Origin of the sequence: Pseudomonas sp. NPDC088414, assembly GCF_044753325.1 — a bacterium.
Lineage (GTDB): Bacteria > Pseudomonadota > Gammaproteobacteria > Pseudomonadales > Pseudomonadaceae > Aquipseudomonas.
The window spans coordinates 12992-27097 of sequence record NZ_JBIVMY010000031.1 but is presented as its reverse complement, the minus strand read 5'-3'; the positions used below and the strand labels follow the sequence as shown (position 1 = coordinate 27097).

The 14106-nt window shown below is 61.2% G+C and carries 11 protein-coding genes; all 11 read left to right on the top strand.

The window, feature by feature from the left end; translation table 11 throughout:
* The first annotated feature begins 160 nt into the window (after nucleotides 1-160).
* A complete protein-coding gene (edd, locus tag ACIP8I_RS21740) occupies nucleotides 161-1987 on the top strand; it encodes a phosphogluconate dehydratase (RefSeq protein ID WP_007969309.1) in 1827 nt (608 codons plus the stop codon).
* Nucleotides 1984-2949, top strand: a complete 966-nt coding sequence (locus ACIP8I_RS21735) for a glucokinase (protein ID WP_400763833.1) — start codon at nucleotides 1984-1986, stop codon at nucleotides 2947-2949. Before edd ends, ACIP8I_RS21735 begins: the two co-directional genes overlap by 4 nt.
* 198 nt (nucleotides 2950-3147) lie before the next feature.
* A complete protein-coding gene (locus ACIP8I_RS21730) occupies nucleotides 3148-3879 on the top strand; it encodes a response regulator (protein ID WP_400763830.1) in 732 nt (243 codons plus the stop codon).
* Between the two features lie 31 nt (nucleotides 3880-3910).
* Nucleotides 3911-5338, top strand: a complete 1428-nt coding sequence (locus ACIP8I_RS21725; RefSeq protein ID WP_400763891.1) for an ATP-binding protein — start codon at nucleotides 3911-3913, stop codon at nucleotides 5336-5338.
* A 214-nt stretch (nucleotides 5339-5552) separates the two neighbouring features.
* Nucleotides 5553-6812, top strand: coding sequence for an AGE family epimerase/isomerase (locus ACIP8I_RS21720; protein WP_400763828.1), 1260 nt, complete (start codon nucleotides 5553-5555; stop codon nucleotides 6810-6812).
* A 118-nt stretch (nucleotides 6813-6930) separates the two neighbouring features.
* On the top strand, nucleotides 6931-8232 hold the full coding sequence (locus ACIP8I_RS21715; protein WP_367085489.1) for an ABC transporter substrate-binding protein: 1302 nt from the start codon (nucleotides 6931-6933) through the stop codon (nucleotides 8230-8232).
* Between the two features lie 140 nt (nucleotides 8233-8372).
* Nucleotides 8373-9281 (top strand): carbohydrate ABC transporter permease, encoded by a 909-nt coding sequence (locus ACIP8I_RS21710; protein WP_003227452.1) that lies wholly within the window; start codon nucleotides 8373-8375, stop codon nucleotides 9279-9281.
* Nucleotides 9274-10119 carry a carbohydrate ABC transporter permease gene (locus tag ACIP8I_RS21705; RefSeq protein WP_007969317.1) on the top strand — a complete coding sequence of 282 codons (846 nt, stop codon included), beginning with the start codon at nucleotides 9274-9276 and terminating at the stop codon, nucleotides 10117-10119. Before ACIP8I_RS21710 ends, ACIP8I_RS21705 begins: the two co-directional genes overlap by 8 nt.
* 2 nt (nucleotides 10120-10121) lie before the next feature.
* Nucleotides 10122-11282, top strand: a complete 1161-nt coding sequence (locus ACIP8I_RS21700; RefSeq protein WP_400763825.1) for an ABC transporter ATP-binding protein — start codon at nucleotides 10122-10124, stop codon at nucleotides 11280-11282.
* A gap of 221 nt (nucleotides 11283-11503) precedes the next feature.
* On the top strand, nucleotides 11504-12853 hold the full coding sequence (locus ACIP8I_RS21695; RefSeq protein WP_007969320.1) for a carbohydrate porin: 1350 nt from the start codon (nucleotides 11504-11506) through the stop codon (nucleotides 12851-12853).
* A gap of 272 nt (nucleotides 12854-13125) precedes the next feature.
* Nucleotides 13126-13980, top strand: coding sequence for a D-hexose-6-phosphate mutarotase (locus ACIP8I_RS21690; RefSeq protein WP_400763823.1), 855 nt, complete (start codon nucleotides 13126-13128; stop codon nucleotides 13978-13980).
* Nucleotides 13981-14106: the final 126 nt, after the last annotated feature.

Genomic DNA, 14106 nt, shown 5'->3' with positions numbered 1-14106 from the left:
AACAAGCCTTTTTAGTGGCAATATTTTGTTTTATCTACAACGAGTGACCTGAATCAACTGGTCCGAATGGTCAAAAAAGCCGTCTGTCATTTCAACAACAACGGCGTTTGATCAGCATAGACAATCAGGTCGCCACATCCGTTAGCCTGGAGTTCTACACATGCATCCCCGCGTTCTTGAGGTCACCGAACGGCTTATCGCCCGCAGCCGCGCCACGCGTCAGGCTTACCTTGCACTGATTCGCGGCGCCGCCACCGACGGGCCGATGCGCGGCAAGCTGCAATGCGCCAACTTCGCCCACGGCGTGGCCGGGTGCGGCAGCGAAGACAAGCACAGCTTGCGGATGATGAACTCGGCGAACATCGCCATTGTTTCTTCGTATAACGACATGCTTTCGGCGCACCAGCCCTACGAAGTGTTTCCCCAGCAGATCAAGAACGCCCTGCGCGAAATCGGTTCGGTCGGCCAGTTTGCCGGCGGTACGCCGGCGATGTGTGATGGCGTGACCCAGGGCGAGCCGGGCATGGAACTGAGCCTGCCGAGCCGCGAAGTGATCGCCATGTCCACGGCGGTGGCGCTGTCGCACAACATGTTCGACGGCGCGCTGATGCTGGGTATCTGCGACAAGATCGTGCCGGGCCTGATGATGGGCTCCCTGCGCTTCGGCCATCTGCCGACGATCTTCGTCCCCGGCGGGCCGATGGTCTCGGGGATTTCCAACAAGGAAAAAGCCGACGTGCGGCAGAAGTACGCCGAAGGCAAGGCGACCCGCGAAGAGCTGCTGGAATCGGAGATGAAGTCCTACCACAGCCCAGGCACCTGCACCTTCTACGGCACCGCCAACACCAACCAGTTGCTGATGGAAGTCATGGGTCTGCACTTGCCGGGCGCCTCTTTCGTCAACCCGAACACCCCGCTGCGTGACGCCCTGACCCGCGAAGCCGCGCATCAGGTCACGCGCCTGACCAAGCAGAACGGCAACTTCATGCCGATCGGCGAAATCGTCGACGAGAAGGCGCTGGTCAACTCGATCGTCGCGCTGCACGCCACCGGCGGCTCGACCAACCACACCCTGCACATGCCGGCCATCGCCATGGCGGCTGGCATTCAACTGACCTGGCAGGACATGGCCGACCTCTCCGAAGTCGTGCCGACCCTCAGCCACGTCTACCCGAACGGCAAGGCCGACATCAACCACTTCCAGGCTGCGGGCGGCATGTCGTTCCTGATCCGCGAACTGCTCGAAGCCGGCTTGCTGCACGAAGACGTCAACACCGTGCTTGGCCATGGCTTGAGCCGCTACACCCAAGAGCCGTTCCTCGATAACGGCGAGCTGGTGTGGCGCGAAGGCCCGACCGACAGCCTCGACGAAAACATTCTGCGCCCGGTGGCCCGTGCCTTCTCGGCCGAAGGTGGCTTGCGGGTGATGGAAGGCAACCTCGGTCGGGGGGTGATGAAGGTTTCCGCCGTGGCGCTGGAAAACCAGATCGTCGAAGCACCGGCCATGGTGTTCCAGGATCAGCAGGATCTGGCCGATGCGTTCAAGGCCGGTTTGCTCGAGAAGGATTTTGTCGCGGTGATGCGCTTCCAGGGCCCGCGCTCCAACGGCATGCCCGAGCTGCACAAGATGACGCCGTTCCTCGGTGTGCTGCAGGATCGCGGCTTCAAAGTCGCGCTGGTCACCGACGGGCGCATGTCCGGCGCGTCGGGGAAAATCCCGGCGGCGATTCACGTCAGCCCCGAAGCTTATGTCGGTGGTGCTTTGGCGCGGGTGCAAGAGGGCGATATCATCCGCGTCGATGGCGTCAAAGGCACTTTGGAACTCAAGGTCGACGCCGCCGAATTTGCAGCGCGCGAACCCGCCAAAGGCCTGTTGGGCAACAACATCGGCAGCGGCCGCGAGCTGTTTGGCTTCATGCGTTTGGCCTTCAGCTCGGCGGAGCAGGGCGCCAGCGCCTTCACTTCTGCCCTGGAGACGCTTAATTGAAACTGGCTTTGGTCGGTGATATCGGAGGCACCAACGCGCGGTTCGCGTTGTGGAAAAACCAGCAACTGGAATCGGTTCAGGTGCTCGCGACAGCCGACCACGCCAGCCCGGAAGAGGCGATCAGCCTCTACCTGAGCGGCCTCGGTCTGGCGCCGGGTTCGATCGGCTCGGTATGCCTGTCGGTGGCAGGGCCGGTAAGTGGTGATGAATTCAAATTCACCAACAACCACTGGCGCCTGAGTCGCACGGCGTTCTGCAAGGCCTTGCAGGTCGAGCAACTGCTGCTGATCAACGACTTCTCGGCGATGGCGCTGGGCATGACCCGTTTGCAGCCCGGCGAGTTCCGTGTGGTCTGCGAAGGCACGCCGGAGCCGTTGCGGCCGGCGGTGGTGATCGGCCCGGGCACTGGTCTGGGCGTTGGCACCTTGCTCGATCTGGGCGAGGGGCGATTTGCCGCGTTGCCGGGGGAGGGTGGACACGTCGATCTGCCGCTGAGCAGTCCGCGAGAAACCCAGCTGTGGCAACACATCCACAACGAGATCGGCCACGTCAGTGCGGAAACTGCGCTGAGCGGTGGTGGTTTACCGCGAGTTTATCGGGCGATCTGCGCAGTGGACGGACATGTACCAAAGCTTGATACGCCGGAAGCGATTACCGCAGCCGGTCTGGCCGGCGATCCGATCGCCCTGGAAGTGCTGGAACAGTTCTGCTGCTGGCTCGGCCGCGTGGCCGGCAACAACGTACTGACCACCGGTGGGCGTGGCGGGGTGTACATCGTTGGCGGGGTGATTCCGCGCTTTGCCGACTTCTTCGTCAACAGCGGTTTCGCCCGCAGCTTCGCCGACAAGGGCTGCATGAGTGATTACTTCAAGGGCATTCCGGTGTGGCTGGTGACGGCGCCGTATTCGGGGCTGGTGGGTGCCGGTGTGGCCCTGGAGCAATCCACTCTTGTTGTGAAATAAGTACCCTGTGGCGAGGGAGCTTGCTCCCGCTCGGCTGCGCAGCAGTCGTTACTTTGGCAAGCTCGATATCACCGAAAGAACATTGGGGCAGCTGCGCAGCCCAGCGGGAGCAAGCTCCCTCGCCACAAAAGCTCGTACGCCATCTGTTTTTGCTCAGGCATAATCCGCCCCAATTCCAACAACAAGGATGCCTTCGAAGTGAGCTCAGTCAACAAGTCGATATTGTTGGTCGATGACGACCAGGAAATACGCGAGTTGCTGGAAACCTACCTGACCCGCGCCGGGTTTCAGGTGCGGGCCACGGCCGATGGCGCCAGTTTCCGCCAGGCCCTCAACGAGGCGCCCAGCGATCTGGTGATCCTCGATGTGATGCTGCCCGATGAAGACGGTTTCAGCCTGTGCCGCTGGGTGCGTCAGCATCCGCGTCAGGCCCAGGTGCCGATTATCATGCTCACCGCCAGTTCCGATGAGGCCGATCGGGTGATCGGGCTGGAGCTCGGCGCTGACGACTACCTCGGCAAACCGTTCAGCCCCCGCGAACTGCAAGCCCGAATCAAGGCGCTGCTGCGTCGCGCGCAGTTCGCTCAGGAACGCAGCGGCAGCGACGTGCTGGCCTTCGACGAGTGGCGGCTGGACATGGTCAGCCATCGGCTGTTTCACACCGACGGTGAGGAAGTGATTCTCTCCGGTGCCGACTTCGCGCTACTGAAGTTGTTTCTCGATCATCCGCAGGAAATTCTCGACCGCGACACCATCGGCAACGCCACCCGTGGCCGTGACCTGATGCCGCTCGACCGGATTGTCGACATGGCCGTCAGCCGCTTGCGCCAGCGCCTGCGCGATACAGAAAAACCGCCGCGCCTGATCCGCACCGTGCGCGGCAGTGGCTACCAACTGGCAGCCAATGTGGTTGCCGGCAATGCTCACTGAGTCGCTGCGCCGGCTCGCCAGCAAGGTGCCGGTGCCGCGTTCGCTGCTTGGGCGGATGCTGCTGCTGACCTTGTTGGCGGTGTTGTTTGCGCAGACGTTGTCGAGCGTGATCTGGGTCTCGCAACTGCGCGCGACCCAGCTCGAAGGCCTGGTCACCAGCGCCCGCAGCCTCGCCCATTCGATGACCGCCAGCGTCAGTTATTTTCGCTCGTTGCCGGTGGCGTACCGGCCGCTGGTACTCGACCAGTTGCGCAGCATGGGCGGCACCCGTTTTGTGGTGACGCTCAACGACAAGCCGCTGGGTATGGACGTGCTGCCGATCACCCCGCGCAAGGCTGCGGTGATCGAGGCAGTGGACGAAGTGCTGCGTCAGTCGCTGGGCCATGACACTGATATCTCGGTGACCTTCGTCAGCCCGGAGGATCTGCGGATCTTCAATGCCGGGCTGAAACTCGATGAGCTGCCGCGCTCGTGGGCGCATTATGCGCTGACCCTGGAACCGGTGAACCCGCCGGTGCTGGTGACGCAGATTCAGATGGCGCCCGGCGAATGGCTGTACATCGCGTCGCTGCTGCCCGAGCCTTACACCAGTCTTGAAGAACAAGGCCTGCCGGCGCAGCAGGTTTGGTTCATCGTCCTCACCAGCGGTTTTCTGCTGTTGTTCATCGGCTTGCTGGTGCACTGGCAGAGCCGGCCGCTCAAGCGTCTGGCGCGGGCGGCGCGGGACCTGTCGTTGGGCGCCGACGTCGAGCCGGTGGCCGAGGGCGGCGGCAGTGAAGTGGTGGAAGTGGGGCGCGCGTTCAACACCATGCGCGAACGCATCAGCCGTTATTTGACCGAACGCAGCCAGTTGTTCAGCGCGATTTCCCATGACCTGCGCACGCCGATCACTCGCCTGCGCCTGCGCGTTGAATTGCTGGAGGACGAGCAACTGCAAGCCAAGTTCGGCCGTGATCTGGATGAGCTGGAGTTGCTGGTAAAGGGTGCGCTGCAATGCGTGAAAGACACCGACATCCACGAGAACATCGAGCCGGTGGATCTCAATCATGTGCTCGACTGTCTGGTGGAGCCGTATCTGGCGCCCAACGGCAACGGCCGCGTGACTCAGCACGGGCGGGCGCTGGCGACCTATCCGGGCAAGCCTTTGGCGCTCAAGCGCTGCATCGGCAATCTGATCGACAATGCGCTGAAATACGGGCAGAACGCGCATCTGCACATCGACGACGATGAAAGCGCCTTCGTGCTGCACGTCGACGACGAAGGCCCGGGGGTGCCGGAGCAGCGGCTGGAGCAGGTGTTCGAGCCGCACTTCCGGCTGGCCGGGCAGCAGCAGGGATATGGCCTCGGTCTGGGCATTGCGCGCAACATCGCCCACAGCCATGGCGGTGAGGTGACGTTGCAGAATTTGCGTGAAGGCGGGTTGCGGGTGACGTTGCAGTTGCCGCGCAGTGTTGACTGATACCGCCCCTGTGGCGAGGAAGCTTGCTCCCGCTGGACTGCGCAGCAGGCCGTCTTTTGGGTGCCGCTTCGCGCCACAGCGGGAGCAAGCTCCCTCGCCACAAGTAATATGTGAATGTCACGATCCGGTGACAAACCCCGTCCCCTTCGTTACAAGCCCACCCCGGCCCGTTGTTTAGACTGCCCGCAGTCATAACAACAAAAAAGGGCCACTCATGGACACCTTTCACCCAGGCTTCAGCAGTTGGCTGAATGCACCTGCCCACCAGCAATGGCTCGCCGACGAAGGTCTGCGCCTGCTGGCATTCGCCAAAGCGGCAAAACTGCCCGAAGGTTTCGGCAACCTCGACGAGCGCGGCCGTTTGCCGGCGCACGCACAAGCCGAAACCATGAACACCGCGCGCATGACCCACAGCTTCGCCATGGCTCACATTCAGGGGCTGCCAGGGTTCGCGGAGCTGGTCGATCACGGCATCGCAGCCTTGCGCGGGCCGCTGCGTGATGCGCTGCACGGCGGCTGGTTTGCGGTCGCTGAACACCGCGATGGCAACACCGGCAAGAACGCCTATCTGCATGCCTTTGTCGCGCTCGCGGCCAGTTCGGCGGTGGTCGCGCAGCGTCCCGGCGCCCAGGCGCTGCTGGATGACGCGATCGACATCATCGACACGTATTTCTGGAGCGAAGAAGAGGGCGCGATGCGCGAATTCTTCAATCGCGACTGGCGCGAAGAAGAAGCCTATCGCGGCGCCAACAGCAACATGCACGCCACCGAAGCATTCCTCGCGCTGGCCGATGTCACGGAAGATCCACGCTGGCTGGTGCGCGCACAACGCATCGTCGAGCGGGTGATTCACGGTCACGCCGCCGCCAACGGCTACATGGTCATCGAGCACTTCGATCGCGACTGGCAACCGCTGCGCGAGTACAACCGCGACAATCCCGCTGACGGCTTCCGACCTTACGGCACCACGCCGGGCCACGGTTTCGAGTGGGCGCGGCTGTTGCTGCACCTCGAAGCCGCGCGGGTCCAGGCCGGAATGCTCACGCCCGGTTGGCTGGCGACCGATGCGCAAAAACTCTTCGAGCAGAACTGCCGACACGGCTGGGACGTCGATGGCGCGCCGGGGATCGTCTACACCCTCGACTGGGACAACAAAGCCGTGGTGCGTCACCGTTTGCACTGGACCCATGCCGAGGCCAGCGCGGCGGCCAGCGCCTTGCTCAAACGCACCGGTGATGCGCAATACGAAGCCTGGTATCGACTGTTCTGGGAATTCTGTGAAGGCCATTTCATCGATCGCTGTGACGGCAGCTGGCATCACGAACTCGATCCGCGAAACCGCCCGAGCGCCGATATCTGGCCGGGCAAACCCGATCTGTATCATGCCTGGCAGGCAGTACTGATCCCTCGGCTACCCTTGTCACCGAGTATGGCGACAGCTCTGGCGCAAATATCCCGGGCTGTTCCTGTGTAACCATGTGGTGACATTTGCGCGTCCCTTCGTTACCTGCGAAGGGAATCGCCCTGTTTAAACTCCTGTGCAGCGCAAGCACCAGACTTGCATGCATAACAACAAGAAAGGTACATCTCAGATGAATGCGATTTCTCGCCTCGCTACTGTCATTTCTGTCGCCTCCCTGTTCCCGCTCGCAATGCTGCCTCTCAGTGTTTCCGCTGCCGAATCCAAAGGTTCGGTCGAAGTCGTGCACTGGTGGACGTCCGGTGGCGAAAAAGCCGCCGTTGATGTGCTCAAGGCGCAAGTTGAAAAAGACGGTTTCACCTGGAAAGACGGCGCTGTCGCCGGCGGTGGCGGTGCCACGGCCATGACCGTGCTGAAAAGCCGCGCCGTAGCCGGCAACCCGCCGGGCGTCGCCCAGATCAAAGGTCCGGACATCCAGGAATGGGCGTCCACCGGTCTGCTCGACACCGACGTCCTGAAGGACGTGGCCAAAGAAGAGAAGTGGGACAGCCTGCTCGACAAGAAAGTCTCCGATACCGTGAAGTACGACGGTGATTACGTGGCCGTACCGGTGAACATTCACCGGGTGAACTGGCTGTGGATCAACCCGGAAGTCTTCAAAAAGGCCGGTATCACCAAGAACCCGACCACCCTCGAAGAATTCTACGCCGCCGGCGACAAGCTCAAGGCGGCGGGCTTCATCCCGCTGGCCCACGGCGGTCAGCCTTGGCAGGACAGCACCGTGTTCGAAGCCGTGGTGCTCTCGGTCATGGGCGTTGATGGTTACAAGAAAGCCCTGGTCGATCTGGACAACAAGGCGCTGACCGGCCCGGAAATGGTCAAGGCGCTGACCGAGCTGAAGAAAGTCGCGACCTACATGGACGCCGACGGCAAGGGCCAGGACTGGAACCTGGAAGCGGCCAAGGTCATCAACGGCAAGGCCGGCATGCAGATCATGGGTGACTGGGCCAAGTCCGAATGGACCGCCGCCAAGAAAGTCGCCGGCAAGGACTACGAGTGCGTAGCGTTCCCGGGCACCGACAAGGCGTTCACCTACAACATCGACTCCCTGGCGGTGTTCAAGCAGAAAGACAAAGGCACTGCGGCCGGTCAGCAGGACATCGCCAAAGTCGTGCTGGGTGAAAACTTCCAGAAAGTCTTCAGCATCAACAAGGGCTCGATCCCGGTTCGTAACGACATGTTGAACAACATGGACAAACTCGGTTTCGACTCCTGCGCGCAGACCGCCGCCAAGGACTTCCTGGCAGACGCCAAGTCCGGTGGCCTGCAGCCGAGCATGGCGCACAACATGGCGACCACGCTGGCGGTGCAGGGCGCGTTCTTTGATGTCGTGACCAACTACATCAACGACCCGAAAGCCGACCCGGCCGATGCGGCCAAGAAACTGGGTGCGGCGGTTCAGTCGGCCAAGTAATGCTTGGCCCCTGTAGGAGTGAGCCTGCTCGCGATAGCGATCTGTCAGATAAAGGATTCATCAACTGACACACCGCAATCGCGAGCAGGCTCACTCCTACAAGGGGAATGCTCTCGTAAATCATTATTCTGGATTTCCCCATGAGTTCTGTTGCTGTGTTCAGCAAAGCCTCGCCGTTCGATGCACTGCAGCGCTGGCTACCGAAACTGGTGCTGGCGCCGAGCATGTTCATCGTGCTGGTGGGCTTCTATGGTTACATCCTGTGGACGTTCGTGCTGTCGTTCACCACCTCGACGTTCCTGCCCAACTACAAGTGGGCCGGTCTGGCGCAATACGCCCGGCTGTTCGACAACGATCGCTGGTGGGTGGCGAGCAAGAACCTCGCGGTGTTCGGTGGCATGTTCATCGGCATCACGTTGGTGATCGGCGTGCTGCTGGCGGTGTTCCTCGACCAGCGCATCCGTCGCGAAGGCTTTATCCGCACCATTTACCTGTACCCGATGGCGCTCTCGATGATCGTCACCGGTACCGCGTGGAAATGGCTGCTCAACCCGGGCATGGGCCTGGACAAATTGTTGCGTGACTGGGGTTGGGAAGGCTTCCGTCTGGACTGGCTGATCGACCCGGATCGCGTGGTGTACTGCCTGGTGATCGCTGCTGTGTGGCAAGCCTCGGGCTTCATCATGGCAATGTTTCTCGCCGGCCTGCGTGGCGTTGATCAATCGATCATCCGTGCCGCGCAGATCGATGGCGCGAGCATGCCGACCATCTACTGGAAAGTCGTGCTGCCAAGCCTGCGTCCGGTGTTCTTCAGCGCGGTAATGATTCTGGCGCACATCGCGATCAAGAGCTTTGACCTGGTCGCGGCGATGACGGCGGGTGGCCCGGGTTATTCCTCCGACCTGCCGGCGATGTTCATGTACTCCTTCACCTTCAGTCGCGGCCAGATGGGCATGGGCTCGGCCAGTGCGATTCTGATGCTCGGTGCGATTCTCGCGATCATCGTGCCTTACCTGTACTCCGAGCTGAGGACCAAGCGTCATGACTAGTCTCGCTGCCAAACCCGCTTTCAGCCTCAGTCGTGTGGCGATCTATGCGGTGCTGATCCTCGCGGTCCTGCTGTACCTGATCCCGCTGGTGGTGATGTTGCTGACCAGCTTCAAGACCCCGGAAGACATCAGCACCGGCAACCTGCTGAGCTGGCCGACCGTGGTCAGCGGCATCGGCTGGGTCAAGGCCTGGGCCACGGTGGACGGCTACTTCTGGAACTCGATCAAGATCACCGTGCCGGCCGTGGTCATCTCCACCGCCATCGGCGCGCTGAACGGCTACGTGTTGTCGTTCTGGCGCTTCCGCGGTTCGCAGCTGTTCTTCGGCCTGCTGCTGTTCGGCTGCTTCCTGCCGTTCCAGACCGTGCTGCTGCCGGCTTCGTTCACCCTCGGCAAGATGGGCCTGGCGAGCACCACCACCGGCCTGGTGTTCGTGCACGTGGTCTACGGTCTGGCGTTCACCACGCTGTTCTTCCGTAACTACTACGTGAGCATTCCCGATGCGCTGATCAAGGCAGCACGGCTGGATGGCGCGGGGTTCTTCACGATTTTCCGGCAGATCATTCTGCCGATGTCGACGCCGATCATCATGGTCTGCCTGATCTGGCAGTTCACCCAGATCTGGAACGACTTCCTGTTCGGTGTGGTGTTCTCCAGCGGTGACTCGCAACCGATCACGGTGGCGCTGAACAACCTGGTCAACACCAGCACCGGCGCCAAGGAATACAACGTTGATATGGCAGCGGCGATGATCGCCGGCCTGCCGACCCTGCTGGTCTATGTGGTCGCAGGCAAGTATTTCGTGCGCGGGCTGACGGCCGGCGCAGTCAAGGGGTAATCATGGCAACGCTCGAACTTCGCAACGTCAACAAGACCTACGGTGCCGGCCTGCCGGACACCCTGAAGAACATCGAACTGTCGATCAAGGACGGTGAGTTCCTGATCCTGGTCGGCCCGTCGGGCTGCGGCAAGTCGACCCTGATGAACTGCATCGCCGGCCTCGAAACCATCACCGGTGGCGCGATCATGATCGGCGATCAGGACGTCAGTGGCATGAGCCCCAAGGATCGTGACATCGCCATGGTGTTCCAGTCCTACGCGCTGTACCCGACCATGAGCGTGCGCGAGAACATCGAGTTCGGTCTGAAAATTCGCAAGATGAGCCAGTCGGCGATCGACGAAGAAGTCGCGCGCGTGGCCAAGCTGCTGCAGATCGAACACCTGCTCAACCGCAAGCCGGGCCAGCTCTCCGGTGGTCAGCAACAGCGCGTGGCGATGGGCCGTGCGTTGGCGCGTCGGCCGAAGATCTATCTGTTCGACGAACCGCTGTCCAATCTCGACGCCAAGCTGCGCGTCGAGATGCGCACCGAAATGAAATTGATGCACCAGCGCCTGAAAACCACCACGGTCTACGTGACCCACGACCAGATCGAAGCGATGACCCTGGGCGACAAAGTGGCGGTGATGAAAGACGGCATCATCCAGCAGTTCGGCACGCCGAAAGAGATCTACAACGACCCGGCCAACCTGTTCGTGGCGAGCTTCATCGGTTCGCCGCCGATGAACTTCATCCCGCTGCGCCTGCAACGCAAGGACGGTCGTCTGCTGGCACTGCTCGACAGCGGCCAGGCCCGTTGCGAGTTGCCGATGAGCATGTCGGATGCCGGCCTTGAAGATCGCGAAGTGATCCTCGGCCTGCGCCCGGAACAGATCGTTCTGGCGAACGGCGAGGGCAATGGTCTGCCGAGCATCAAGGCCGAAGTACAGGTCACCGAACCGACCGGTCCGGACACCCTGGTGTTCGTCAACCTCAATGAAACCAAGGTCTGCTGCCGTCTGGCGCCGGACGTGGCACCGCAGGTCGGCGAGACCCTGACCCTGCAATTCGATCCGTCGAAAGTGTTGTTGTTCGATGCCAAGACTGGCGAGCGTCTGGGCGTTGCGGGCCAGGCGCAGACCGAAGCACGGTCGGCGAACGTGGCGCAGTTCAAAGGCCGCTAAGAAATCAATGCAGGAATGCGGTCATGTGGGAGCTGGCTTGCCAGCGATGCAGGCAACTCGGTTCACAGTGGAACTGAGTCGATGCCATCGCTGGCAAGCCAGCTCCCACAGGGATCGGATTCCAAACAGGAGCACGCGCTGGATTGCCTGTAATCCAGCGCAATTTATGTAAACCGCGTTGGAAAAAAACAGTTAATAACAATAAAGACGAGGATGTAGGGATGAAAAAGAAACACGTCAATGCCCGGTTGATCTGCCAAGTGTCAGCTGCGGCGGCATTGGTGCTGGCCGGTAACGCCATGGCGGCGGATGCCTTCAGCTCCGACTCGAAATGGATGACCGGTGACTGGGGTGGCGAGCGGACCAAGCTGATCGAGCAAGGTATCGACATCAAGGCTGACTACGTTGGGGAAATGGGCGCCAACCTGCATGGCGGCTACAACGACGACAAGACCGGTCGCTACAGCGATCAGTTCGGTCTGGGCGTGGCGCTGGACCTGCAAAAACTCTGGGGCTGGGACAACACTCAGGCCAAGATCCAGCTGACCAACCGTAACGGCCAGAACATCTCCAACGACCGCGTTGGCGATCCGCGTGCCGGCACTCTGTCGTCGTCGCAGGAAGTCTACGGTCGTGGCCACATGGTGCGTCTGACCCAGTTGTGGATTCAGCACCAGTTCTTCGACAACAAGCTCGACGTCAAGGCCGGTTACTTCGGTGAAGGCGAAGACTTCAACACCTTCCCGTGCGACTTCCAGAACCTGGCGTTCTGCGGCTCGCAAGTGGGTAACTGGGCGACCAACATCTGGTACAACTGGCCGGTCAGCCAGGCCGCGATCCGCGTGAAGTACAACATCAACGACGAGCTCTACGCGCAGATCGGTGCGTACAACCAGAACCCGTCGCAGTTGGAACATGGCAACGGTTTCAAACTCAGCGGCAGTGGCACCGCCGGTACTGTGTTGCCGGTCGAACTGGTCTGGTCGCCGAAGGTCAACAGCCTGCCGGGCGAATACCGCATCGGTTACTACAAGAGCACGGCGGATGCCAATGATGTCCGCGAAGACGTCAACGGTTTCGACGCGGCGACCACTGGCGACGCGTACAAGACCCACAGCAGCAAACACGGCTACTGGTTCGTCGCGCAGCAGCAACTCACCAGCCACAACGGTGATGCGACTCGCGGTCTGAACATTGCCGCCAACGCCACGTTCCACGACAAGGACACCAACTTCATCGACAACTACCAGTCGGTGATGTTTGTCTACAAAGGCCCGTTCGACGCGCGTCCTAAAGATGACGTGGGTATCGGTGCGGCGCGCATCCACGTCAACGATGACGTGAAGAAAAACGCCGAGCTGCTGAATGCTTCCAACGGAGTGTCGGACTACGACAACCCGGTGTTCTCGCCGATTCGTGAAACCGAATACAACTACGAGATCAACTACGGCTTCCACGTCACCAACTGGCTGACCGTGCGTCCTAACCTGCAATACATCACTCACCCGGGTGGTGTGGATGCAGTGGACAACGCTTTGGTCGCTGGCCTGAAAATTCAGTCTACGTTCTAACGTTGTTGCGATAAGCTCCTCTCCATGTGCGCATATTTGCGGACAGCCAAGGCTGTCCGCTTTTTTTTGCGAAGTTCAGTGGATCGCTTTTGTGGCGAGGGAGCTTGCTCCCGCCCGGCTGCGCAGCAGTCGTAATCCGGCAAATGCAGTCTGACTGACACACCGCAGTGAATGGTTTCAGGGCCGCTTCGCAGCCCAGCGGGAGCAAGCTCCCTCGCCACAAGAGCAATGTGGATTGTTGAGTACCCCCATGATTTTCAGGACCGTGGCCAATGCATGAGCATCCGCTGCAACGCTTCTTCAAATCCCTGCGCGAACGACCGGTGTTCGCCTGGGAGCGCTATCAGATGCGCGACGTGCTGGTGATCGACCATCCGCTGTGTCAGGCGGTGTTCAGTCGCCAGGGCGCGCAGTTGCTGCACTTTCAGCCGCGCGGGCAGAAACCGTGGTTGTGGTGTGCGGCGAAGTGGCCGCACGTTGGCGCCATTCGTGGCGGCGTGCCGGTGTGCTGGCCGTGGTATGGCCGCCATCCGAGCGAAAACGCCTGGCCGTCCCATGGCTGGGCGCGCCTGCTCGACTGGAAGCTGCTCGACAGCAGCAGCGCCGAGGATGGCGTGCGCCTGCATTGGCAATTGCAGCTGTGCGACTGGCAGGTCGACCTGCATGCGCACCTCGGTGAACGCATGGAATTACGCCTGAGCACCGAGCATCAGGACGACATGCCGTGCCAGTTGAGCCAGGCTTTGCACGCTTACTGGCGTATTGGTGATGTCGGTGAGATAGCGCTGTCTGGCCTCGAAGGTGCGCAGGGTTATGACCAACTGAGCCGCCAGTCCTGTCAGCAGGAAGGCGAGTTGCGCGTCGATGGCGGTTGTCAGCGGGTGTTCCAGCACGACGGCGAATTACAGCTCAAGGATCACGCCTGGCAGCGCGAGTTGTGCATCGATACCGGCGACAGCGGCGACACCGTGGTCTGGCATCCTGGCTCACGGCCCCTGTTGGGCGTGAGCTGGGATGAAGTGACGGAGTTTGTCTGTGTCGAAGCGGCGGCGGGCGGTACCGACAGCCTGCATCTGGCGCCGGGGGAGAAGGCGCATTTGAGTTTGCAGGCGCGGGCGGCGGCTTGAGTGTGTCATTCACCTCGTAGCCCCTCACCCTAGCCCTCTCCCGGAGGGAGAGGGGACCGAATCGGGGATATTCGAGAGATTCACCGACCTGAACGAATGTCGGTGAATCCATAATCGACTCGGTGT